9 protein-coding genes are annotated in these 9,981 nt (G+C 47.9%); 2 read left to right on the top strand and 7 right to left on the bottom strand.

Annotated features, from left to right (window positions below; genetic code table 11):
- Window positions 1–5: 5 nt before the first annotated feature.
- The 3 genes from NC997_RS05275 to NC997_RS05265 form a co-directional block, all read right to left on the bottom strand.
- Window positions 6–596 carry a phage tail protein gene (locus NC997_RS05275; RefSeq protein ID WP_190412619.1) on the bottom strand — a complete coding sequence of 197 codons (591 nt, stop codon included), beginning with the start codon at window positions 594–596 and terminating at the stop codon, window positions 6–8.
- Window positions 596–883 carry a hypothetical protein gene (locus NC997_RS05270; RefSeq protein WP_199299674.1) on the bottom strand — a complete coding sequence of 96 codons (288 nt, stop codon included), beginning with the start codon at window positions 881–883 and terminating at the stop codon, window positions 596–598. Before NC997_RS05270 ends, NC997_RS05275 begins: the two co-directional genes overlap by 1 nt.
- Window positions 884–1,025: 142 nt before the next feature.
- Complete coding sequence (locus NC997_RS05265) at window positions 1,026–3,377, bottom strand: substrate-binding domain-containing protein (protein ID WP_190528436.1); 2,352 nt, start codon at window positions 3,375–3,377, stop codon at window positions 1,026–1,028.
- A gap of 72 nt (window positions 3,378–3,449) precedes the next feature.
- Between NC997_RS05265 and NC997_RS05260 the strand changes: the two genes are divergently transcribed.
- Window positions 3,450–3,659, top strand: a complete 210-nt coding sequence (locus NC997_RS05260) for a Nif11-like leader peptide family natural product precursor (protein WP_190528434.1) — start codon at window positions 3,450–3,452, stop codon at window positions 3,657–3,659.
- Between the two features lie 90 nt (window positions 3,660–3,749).
- On the opposite strand, the gene NC997_RS05255 is transcribed toward NC997_RS05260, so the two are convergent.
- The 4 genes from NC997_RS05255 to NC997_RS05240 form a co-directional block, all read right to left on the bottom strand.
- Window positions 3,750–5,789, bottom strand: a complete 2,040-nt coding sequence (locus tag NC997_RS05255) for an ATP-binding protein (RefSeq protein WP_190528432.1) — start codon at window positions 5,787–5,789, stop codon at window positions 3,750–3,752.
- Window positions 5,786–7,129 (bottom strand): DUF4255 domain-containing protein, encoded by a 1,344-nt coding sequence (locus NC997_RS05250; protein WP_190528430.1) that lies wholly within the window; start codon window positions 7,127–7,129, stop codon window positions 5,786–5,788. The genes NC997_RS05255 and NC997_RS05250 overlap by 4 nt, the downstream gene beginning before the upstream one ends.
- A 99-nt stretch (window positions 7,130–7,228) precedes the next feature.
- Window positions 7,229–7,906, bottom strand: a complete 678-nt coding sequence (locus tag NC997_RS05245) for a response regulator transcription factor (RefSeq protein WP_190412614.1) — start codon at window positions 7,904–7,906, stop codon at window positions 7,229–7,231.
- A 79-nt stretch (window positions 7,907–7,985) separates the two neighbouring features.
- Window positions 7,986–9,140: a HAMP domain-containing sensor histidine kinase gene (locus tag NC997_RS05240; protein WP_190528428.1), complete on the bottom strand. Its 1,155-nt coding sequence runs from the start codon at window positions 9,138–9,140 to the stop codon at window positions 7,986–7,988.
- Window positions 9,141–9,380: 240 nt separating this feature from the next.
- Here NC997_RS05240 and NC997_RS05235 point away from each other — a divergent pair, with 240 nt between their 5' ends.
- Window positions 9,381–9,929 carry a Pvc16 family protein gene (locus NC997_RS05235; protein WP_190412612.1) on the top strand — a complete coding sequence of 183 codons (549 nt, stop codon included), beginning with the start codon at window positions 9,381–9,383 and terminating at the stop codon, window positions 9,927–9,929.
- Window positions 9,930–9,981: the final 52 nt, after the last annotated feature.

Genomic DNA, 9,981 nt, shown 5'->3' with positions numbered 1-9,981 from the left:
AATTTCTAGGCAAAGTATCCCAAACTATCGCGTCCACCGGAAATTGAAGAGCCGCCATTGCGTGACTTATCAACCTGTAAACTCTCGTATGAAAGTGTTAACTCTTCAATTGCCACTGCATTGGAATCCGCGCTTAATGAGGCTGACTTCCAGGCAACAGGAACGGCACCAATTAGTGTCCAACACTGCATTGTTTCTCCTGCTGGGTTGAATACCAAAATATTAATGTTACGACGTTCTTTTTTCGGTAGATTATTGCCTTGATTACGCCCAACATCGCTTAATATTTTACTAATCCAATCCCAAAAAACTAAATCATTAGTGATACCCCGCTTGAGGGTCACATCTGAAAATTCTGCCTGACCTAGAAAAATTCTCTGTTGATCGTTGACACCGCCTTCATAGTGTTTTTGAGCCTTGATCGTCACGCCCAAGCCTTGGCACTCGGTGAAACAGGCAGTAATATTACTTTGAATTTCTACATAAAAACGATTGGCAGTAACGTAGTTTAGTTCGCGGACGCTAGTGCCATTTTTGTTCTGTCCATTATTGCGACTTGACGCAGACGACTGTGCTGGTGGCAGTGGGGCGGGCATCAGAAGTATCCTCCGTAGTTTCTACTGCGTTCCCTTTGACGACGTAAATCTTCAAGCATCAATTCATAAACGCGATCGCTCAATTGCCTCAGCAATAAAGGATCGCGCAGAACTTTAGCGGCTGTCTTTGATACCGCAGTTTGGTTATCTTTATCGTTACTGGGAACTAAACCCGGTGCTGCGTACCCAGCCGGACGAGTGCTACTCCCAATGGGTTGTAGATAAGATTGTGTCCCCAGATTAGCGATCGCGCCGGAAACCGCTTGTTGGGAAGAATACCTGTTCATAAAAAAACCAAAACTTCCTGTTATTTTAGGGCATCCGTTTTTGGCTGATTGCTAGACAAAGGTCTAAATTCAGCTAATAGCTATTCACCATTAACCTCTAGGAATCTAACCCACTCTAATCCAGCAGGTAATTATCTAAAAACTATTCTAGCGGTTGTAACGGCACCAGTCCTGCTTTGCTCAGCAATCGCTGTGCCTCAAGAGTTCTCAGCAAATCGGCGAACTTTTGACCAGCCGGGATACGACGGTTATCTCCAGAATAAATAACCGTTATCGGATATGCCAAGGGGTAGGTGCTATTTTTGAAAAATTCTATATTAGGATGATAACTTCCTTTATCATCACAGAGGTCTGTTGTTGGCTCTACAGGCTTCCCATTATCTTGAATTAACGCCTGGATTGCTGGTTTATTTCCGTCTTTTAAAGCTAAGGGATAAGCCGAACATTGACCGAAAACTTTGCTGATTGTGCCAAAGGCAATTCCCCCAACCTCATCATCCTCAAAATCCCGAATCACCTGTCGTAGAGTCTCGAAAGTTGACAAAGGCTTAATTTCTGGCTCGAAAGAGTTTTTAAACAAAGGAGGTGGTTGCTCGCTCTTTTGAATTAATTTTCTAAATAGAGCAATTTTTTGCTCATCTTTAAGAACTCGTTGCTCAAATATTCGTACCGCCTCAGTTTCTTTCGGAATATAGAGTTTTACAGGTAAATCAGGCCCTCCTAAAACTTGCCAATTAGTAATTTCGCCAGTGTAAAGCTGACGCAATTGCTCAAAAGTAATTTGACCCCTGAGAGACTGAGGAAGGCTTTTATCTCGTTTGGCGTAGCTGAAGGCAACAAACACGACCAGCCCATCGTAGGCAACTTGTTTATACTTCAATTCGCTGGTCAAATCACTCACCAAGCTAGAAATCGCAAAGTCTACTTGCTGCGAACTGACTTTCGCGATCGCGTCCTCTCCGGAAGGCTCAGCTTGATAATTCAACTCTAATTTCGGCTGACGTTCTCGGAGCTTGTCTTCTAAAGTTTTGTTCTTTGAGATGAGATTAGCGTGGCGCAGGATATAGCTCCATGTTCCGTCTTTTTCTGCTGTGTAAGTAAACTTACCCGCAGGAATACCAGGGATTTCCTTGATGCAACAAACCAGAAAATCATCATCGGCGGCACGATTACCCGCTTGGGACTTCGGAATCAAAAACCAGATGAGTATTCCCAACAAAGTCACTCCCAAAGCACCCAGCAGCAGCCAGGGAGGACGGCGCAGCTTGGTTTTTTGCTCTTCCGGCGGCACTGTGTCTACAACTACCAGATCGACTGGTTTTTCCGGCGGCAACTTCAACAGTGCTTGTCGTGCTTCCTCAGCACTCTCAAAACTGACATCTAGCCCTAAAAGGCGAAAAATGAACATTTTGAGGTGAGGTTCCACCACAGGCCATTGCTGTTCATCCTTGGGGTCAAGCAGCTGACCGGAAACAGGGTCAGTAGAGCGTCCTACTAACAGGTAAAAAGCCACGTATCCCAAAGCGATTAAGTCTTGGGTAACTGTAGGGATAACGGTTTGGGCAGTTGGCAGATCGAACAGACGCTCCCAAAGCGCCAAATCGCACACATGGATAAAAAATTTCTGGTCGTCTGTCACCATCAGCAGACTATCCAAACTAATATTGCCGTGAGCGATTCCCTGCTGCACCTGACCGGAGGGCAGACTAAACTTTTGACCGTGGAGAAACTCCAGGGTTTGCAGGACTTGGTTGAGAACTTGGCGCACTTGCCGACTGGTCATCGCACCATTGGCGGCAAGGCAGGCGTTTAGAGTTGGATGCGTATCTAAATTGCTCGTGGTAACAAGATAGCAGCGTTCCGCAATCGGGTCAGAAATGGCGTCCCAAGGGTGACGCAAGCGAACATCTTGGACTCTTCCATCTGCTAGAGTCAAACCGGCTGCTAACTCGAAGGTTTGCTGACGCAGGCGGATTTCTTCCTCGTTGAAACAACGGTCGGGAAGCAGGTACTCTTTAATCACAACTGGCTGCTGATCGGCAACCTGAATTCCCTTGTACAGCCGTCCCATTCCCCGGCGTCCCAATAAGCCTTCGATTCGATATCTTCCCCGACGTCCCCGGATCTCACTTTTCTCAGCTAAGGTGGCAGGGAAACTACATTCTGAGCAATATTTGGCGGTTGGATCTTGCTGAACCGTTTGTAACGGTAAGGTACAGCTTAAGGCTTCACTATACTTGCAACGGTACTGTCTGTAGAGGTGGTCAACTCCCTGGACCTGCGGGGTAAATTGAGGCGGCGGTACTTCTGTTAGGTCTGATGGAGTCGTTGGTTCTTCTAGCGTTAGCGGATCGAGTTCGGTTTTGATTTCATCAACGACAGGCGCAATCCATTGGTATTGACTCAACCAACCGTATTGGTGGAGTCTGAAATGGGGGGGGTTCCGCCTTAGATACTCCCTTAGAACAATTTTGGGAATGTTTGTCAGTGCCACCGAAAATTCTCCGGATAAGCGATAGGTGGATGGTAAGTTAACATTGATTTAACGTACTGGGAATATAAACTGATGGCAAAAGAGGAAGTAATAAAACTTTTTAGAGCTGTTCAAACTGACTCCGCCTTACGGGAAAAGCTCAACTCTGCACCCGACTTGGAAACCTTAGTCAAAATGGCTGAAGAATGTGGTTATCACTTTACAGTTGAAGAATGGAAAGATACAACCGGATTTAAGGTAGAAGAGTTGGAAGGGGAATTGTCAGAAATCCCTGGTTTATAAGTTTAATCAGCTGTAAAGAATAATTAGCGCGATAGCGTTAGCGAAGCGAGGCGTTAGCCTAGCGCCGACCTGTCGGTTCGCCTTCTCATTTCACACCCAGCCTTTCACTTCAGCATCGGTGAGAGGTCTTTCCAGTTTGACATATTCGCTTTTTGCTGCTTGCAAAATGTGTTGCATCCCGACCGGCTCATTGGCGTCTGCGGCGATAAAGGCTGCATTTAAGGCAATATTGCGAATGTTTCCCCCGGCGACGTTTAGCCGTGCCAGCTTCACAGGATCTAGCCCTTCAGTCGGTGTTTTTCTGGGGAAGATGCGCTGCCAAATCTCGGCTCTTTGGGTGGCATCGGGGAAGGGAAACTGAACGATAAAACGAATCCGGCGCAGAAATGCCTGATCGAGAGAACCTTTTAAATTAGTCGTCAAAATCGCTAAGCCTCGGTAAGCTTCCATGCGTTGTAGCAGGTAGGCAACTTCAATATTGGCATGACGGTCGTGGCTGTCTTTCACTTCAGAACGCTTGCCAAACAGGGCGTCAGCTTCGTCAAACAGCAGAATTGCTCCCCCAGCTTCTGCGGCATCAAATACGCGCCGCAGGTTCTTTTCTGTCTCCCCGATATACTTACTGATGACAGAACTCAGGTCGATGCGATAAAGGTCTAGCTGCAATTCGCCAGCCAGTACATCTGCTGCCATTGTTTTGCCAGTACCGCTGCCTCCGGCAAATAAGGCGCTGATGCCCAAGCCGCGTCCGCTGCCGCCAAATCCCCAGTTTTCGTATACTTTGGCACGTTGCCGAACGTGAGCGGCAATGTCGCGCAACACCTGTCGCTGTGCCTCTGGCAATACCAGCTCATTCCAACTGGCTCCTGGGATAATGGGTTGAGCCAGGTCGTTGAGTCTCTGGCGAGCTTGTGAACGGCAGGTATCCCACAAGAGGTTGCTGAGCGTTTCTTGAGGGCTGAGAGCTGAGGACTGAGGACTGAGGACTGAGGACTGAGGGCTGAGTGAACAGAGAGATTCTTTATTCTCTCCTCTACCTTTTGCCTCAGTACAAACAGCGTAAATAGAAGGGGCGCTAAGGCTGAAATGGGATACCAGCGTATCTAGATGTCCGTTCAAGCTTTCTGCTGCTTCACCCAAGGCATCTTGCCAGATAGCTCGTTGTTCGGGGGCGGTTGGCTTGCTAACATCAATCGTAATTGAGGGACGCTGTCGCGATCGCCGTCTTTCAGGACTGATGACGATTACCGGACTGGTAATTCCTTCAATCAACGTGGCAATGATATTTTCTCGTGCTGGATCGCTTGTGTCTACATCGTCGCAGTCGAGTAACAGGACACTCTCACTGAGAATCGCTTCCCGATTCCATAGCCGCAGAATGCTATTAAAGTCGCTAGGACTGGTGGGAATGACTTGGGCGGACATCGCATTTAAGTTGAGCTGCAAAAGAGCGCAAGTTGCAGATGCGATCGCTCGTTTGCTGGCAGTCTCATCTCCACATAGCTGCACGACAGGTAACGCCGAACCTTGTTGCGATGCCTGCAACCACGTCCCTGCCAGTTGTTCTGCAACTTGTCGGTGCGATGGCACCAAACTTTGAACCGATCGGTGCAATGGCTCGATAATGCCTATGAGCCGTTCATCTAGATGTTGCACGCCAGCGATGTAGTGCAATATTCGCTCGTCAATTCGCAGGGGACTGGAGGTGAGTGTATTGCCTGTCCCAACTTCAATCAGTTGCCAGCGACGCAATGAGGCAGTGGGGGTGAGTGCATCCCAGTGGGAGTCAGATAGAATCGCCAGCGCTAAGCTCATTGTCGGATACGCCTGCCGCTCGTTGCCTTGAGCGATCGCGCATAAAGAAGGAAAACTGGGGTCAAGTTCCATCCCCACGCACAACAGCAGGATATCCCGCTCAAAATCTGACAAACCGAAGGTTTTGCACAGTTGTTCTAGTGTTGCTGGAGGCGAAAGGTTCGAGGTCAGAGGTAGAAAATCTTCTTCCTGGACTTTTTCCTCTCCTTGCATCTTTGCCGCTTGGCGTTCTAACGCCTGACGCACGCGAGCAACTTCTCCCATGAAGTAGCGCTGATTCGCTGCTTGCCAGCGATCGCTAGTCGTGGTCATCATACAATCGCTACCTTTGGGTCAATATACTGCTGGAAGGTCGGGCTGTCTTTGTCCGTATCTACGCTCAACATACTTTCCGCTCCATCTACGTGTACCCGCACCAAATACTCTCCTGGCTTCACATCTCGAACCGGAATGATTACCGAGGTTGTATCGGCTCGACGCGGTAAAGCATCAAACAGATAAGCGCCTGGGTTATCGATTGACCGTTCGTTCAGCGCCACCACAACTCGCTGCTTGTTGCCGATAGTAAGATTTACTTGCAGCGTCAGGTTCGCCGAGCGCAGTTCATCTCCACTTCCCTGAATGTCGGTAATACTTACTTCTGTAATCGTTGGACGCAATACAAACGGTGCCACATTCGACTCCACACTGCGTTGGAGAGCAGGCTGGAGGCTTAACGCGGGGGTCGAGTTGCCTCTGGATGCGCCGTTAGATTCAACTCCACCGTTTGCTACAGGCGCGCTGGGACTTGAGAGGTGATGAATCACCTGTAGACTTTGTACGCCTGCGCGGAGCGACTCGGCAGAGAAGGCACTTAGGGGCAATGTGACCTGGGTTTCGTGAACTTCTGAAGGCGTCGCTTCCACCTCACCAAGACGCACCCGCGTGATGTTGCTATTCAAATTTTTACCCCGAATCAGCAACGTGCTGTCTGCCAAGATTGCCTGAAACCTGCCCGCTTGAGACACTACCTCCTGAATCACCGGCTGATTGGAAAACGGTACCACACCGCTGAACCTATACTCGCGTACGGGTAAAGCTTTCTGGGCTGCTTCTTCCCCTTCTATCATGACTACGGTCGCTCGGTAAGCCACTGATAGGGTGTATGGGGTTTGGAAGAATACCGACCAAACTTTAGATAAATCTTCTAAAGATAAATCCATTGGCACGAAGCTAATTTCTTCGAGCTGTTCGGAGAGGTTAGAGTCCGCTAAGTAGGTAAAGTTAGAATCAGCGATCGTGTCCCAAATCATTTCCTGGGTTAGAGTTGAGCGATCTTTAAGGGTACGGACGACGCTGCCTAAAAGTCGTTGCGGTTCTAACTCAACCTCATTGCCATAGAGACTGATCATGTAATGCAGATCGAGAGCATTGTGCGATCGCTTTGCCATTTCGCCCTTGCGATTCCGATTCCGCACATCTGCACTGCTGCGCCACACGGGATTGAGACTCACTTGATACAGGTAGATGTTCACTCCCGTCTCTGGGGTGCCACTCCCTAAGTTACTGGGTCGCACCGTTGTCACTCTTGCGCCATCCAGGTCTATTTGTACAACAGCTTGCAAAGTTCTTTGCAAAGCAGCAGTGACAGTAGCGATCGCTAAATAATTGCTCATAAAAAAAATTCAGCAATCAGCTTCGCAAAAAGCTGATTTATTCGTTTTCACAGTTTAGCTTGACAAAGGTTTCTTTTGATAATGACCAGATTCTGACCATTAAGCACTAACTAATCCCAGTTTTAAGGCTTTTACAATTGCTTGCGTGCGGCTGGTGACACTGAGTTTTTCAAAAATTGCTGTTAAGTGAGCTTTAACTGTAGCGACTGTGATGTAAAGGCGGCGGGCAATTTCTTCATTAGAAGATCCTTCAACGAGCCAGTGTAAGACTTCTCGCTCTCGTTCGGTTAAGTGAATGCTCCGACCGGAAAGATGCGATCGCCCTGCATAAAATTGAAACAATCGAAAGAAGCAAGCTGCAACTTCTGGCGATAAATACACTTCATTTTTCATGACGGTGTTAATTGCTTCGCACAGTTGAGTTGCCACCCGGTCTTTAAACACGTACCCGCTAGCACCCGCCTGCATCGCCCGAAACACCCATTCGTCTTCCCGGTGTCCTGAGAGAACTAACACTTTCCCCTTATAGGACATTTCTCCTAAACCGATCAAGGCGGTAATTCCATCTCCAGGGGGCAATTCCATATCCAGCAAAATCATCGCTGGCTTTTGCTCAGCGGTTAATTTTAACGCTTGCTCTACAGAAGCCGCCTCTCCGACAATCTCAAATCGAAAAGAGCCGTTATTACTCAAGAAGTCAAGTAGAGTCCGTATCCCTGCTCGAAAGCGTGGTTCATCATCCACGAGTAAAATCGAAATTGGCGCTGGTGCGGACATTTTAGAGAACCTCAAGGCGACTGTTCGTTTTAGAGGGTGAGTAACTCATTTATCATTCCCACTGACTCACTGAAAATTGCTATCGAGGTAGGGTGAAGGAAAACTGTGCCCCACCAGAAGGCAAGTTTTCTACCCAAATGGTTCCTCGATGGTCGAGGATAATTTTTTTTGCGATCGCCAAACCCAAACCAGTACCGCCTGGACGCTTAGAATAAAAAGGTGTGAATACTTGTTTCAAGTCTTCTTCAGAAAGCCCGGAACCGCAATCGGAAACTTCAACGATTACTTCAGATTGAAAGACTTGCCAATTACAAGTAATCATTCCCCCAGGGGGGCTAAAATGAACTGCATTACTCAACAGGTTGTCAAATACCTGTTTCATCTGCCATCGATCCCCTGCCAGCGTGACCGGCTTCTCCGGATAGCGGATATGCAGTCGTTTTTCTTCTAACCAAGGTTGCAGACCTTGGATACTTTCAGCCAATGTTTTCCGCAGCTCATAAGGTGCTACCTGTAGTTTTGCCTGCTGTCCGCAATAAACCAAATCCGTTAAGTTTTCAATTAACTCATTCACGGTTTCGCGAACAATCCCAGCCTGCTCTTGCAAGCAGCCACATGGCAACCCTAAACATAAATTTTCGGCGTAAAGACTAATCAGTGCCAAGGGATTTCGCAGTTGATGTTCTGTACGACCTAGCACTTGCTCAAGTAATTGAATCTCAGCTTTTTGACGGGAACACTCACGAGACATCACCAGGTAGTGACTCAGTAATTGAGCCTGTTTTTCTACGCCTTGTTGTTGCAGCGAAGAAAGGGGATTTTTACTCCATAACAGCAAATACCCAACTTCTTTGGCTTTCTGCTCGCTGAGAGGGCAAACGTAAGTGTTGTAGCTACAAGCGGCGTCAGCAGATGCACTTTTAGCACGCTTGGTTATTTCGCTTAACTTCAGCGCAGGTAGGGAATCTTCCCACCCCACCTCAGCAAAAAATTTGGGCAACTCTGCGTAATTTCCTTGGCGCTCGTCTGAATAATAGGCTACTAATTGACGCTTTTGGGTATCTAAATCTTGGTAAACAATCCAGGCGGCTACAACAGGTAGTTGTGCGCCTATCTGTTCGAGATGGAGCTTGCAAATACTCCTAAGATCGGGAGGGTACGGTGTACCTAGCGAACCGAGTGTGGAGGAAGGTGGATGCACCTGTACAGCAAACCGTTTTATTCCAACCTTCATCTGTAACTCCCCGCCATACAGGATATTTCAGTAACGTTGAATCGGATGTAAGCACCACTGAATTTTCATTTTGCGGAGCTTGTCATCTTCCGCAAGAAATAAATGACAAATCTAGCTTAGTCGGGGATTTCAGTCTTCATCCGTATTTACACACATTTTTTAAAGTTTCGACCAAAGTCTAATAAACACTCTGGGGTTGTCTTCCTAATCTAGACCTATACAGCCTAAACACCCAGTCTTATGATCCCTGCTGCTGCCCAGACTTTGGCAGAAATCCTGGCTGAAGGGACTTCCCTGCTCAGTACAGAGCAAATTGATTTCAACCACCCTAGTATGCGGCAGGATGTAAGACCAGCACTGAACCTGTTCTGCTACAACATCGGGGAAAACAGTCAGGTAGACCACAGGATTAACCAGGAAAAACCGCATCCACCCACTTTTGGGAAGTATTCCCCATTATGGTTTGACATTTCCTTCCTAGTCAGTGCCTGGGATCGTACCGTCCTGGGAGAACAGCGTCTGCTGTCAGAAGCCTTGATGCTGTTGTTACGTTACCGCTGGCTACCAGAAGAGCTGCTAGCGCCTTCACTACGGGGTTATGGCAACTTGTCAATGACCATTTCTGCCGTTGGGCTTATTGATGCCGTCGCTCTATGGCGTGCGCTGGGGGTTCCATTACGTCCAGCTTTATATGTAACCGTGACAGTTCCCTTTAACCAGCTAGGACAAGGAGAACCAATCACACCTATAGAAGTAGTAGGGAATGGGGTAGTAGGTAGTAGGTCGTAACAATTACCTACTACTCTAGGGGCGACCTGCTAGATCGCCCCTACCAATTACC

Origin of the sequence: Trichocoleus sp. DQ-A2, from assembly GCF_039961915.1 — a bacterium.
Lineage (GTDB): Bacteria > Cyanobacteriota > Cyanobacteriia > Cyanobacteriales > FACHB-T130 > FACHB-T130.
The sequence above is the reverse complement of the archived record's forward strand: the minus strand, read 5'-3'. Positions and strand labels throughout refer to the sequence as shown.

Bases quoted from the DNA above. Each gene is read 5' to 3' on its own strand.
- NC997_RS05275 (WP_190412619.1), bottom strand. From the start codon at position 596: ATGCCCGCCCCACTGCCACCAGCACAGTCGTCTGCGTCAAGTCGCAAT.
- NC997_RS05270 (WP_199299674.1), bottom strand. From the start codon at position 883: ATGAACAGGTATTCTTCCCAACAAGCGGTTTCCGGCGCGATCGCTAAT.
- NC997_RS05260 (WP_190528434.1), top strand. From the start codon at position 3,450: ATGGCAAAAGAGGAAGTAATAAAACTTTTTAGAGCTGTTCAAACTGAC.
- NC997_RS05255 (WP_190528432.1), bottom strand. From the start codon at position 5,789: ATGATGACCACGACTAGCGATCGCTGGCAAGCAGCGAATCAGCGCTAC.
- NC997_RS05250 (WP_190528430.1), bottom strand. From the start codon at position 7,129: ATGAGCAATTATTTAGCGATCGCTACTGTCACTGCTGCTTTGCAAAGA.
- NC997_RS05245 (WP_190412614.1), bottom strand. From the start codon at position 7,906: ATGTCCGCACCAGCGCCAATTTCGATTTTACTCGTGGATGATGAACCA.
- NC997_RS05240 (WP_190528428.1), bottom strand. From the start codon at position 9,140: ATGAAGGTTGGAATAAAACGGTTTGCTGTACAGGTGCATCCACCTTCC.
- NC997_RS05235 (WP_190412612.1), top strand. From the start codon at position 9,381: ATGATCCCTGCTGCTGCCCAGACTTTGGCAGAAATCCTGGCTGAAGGG.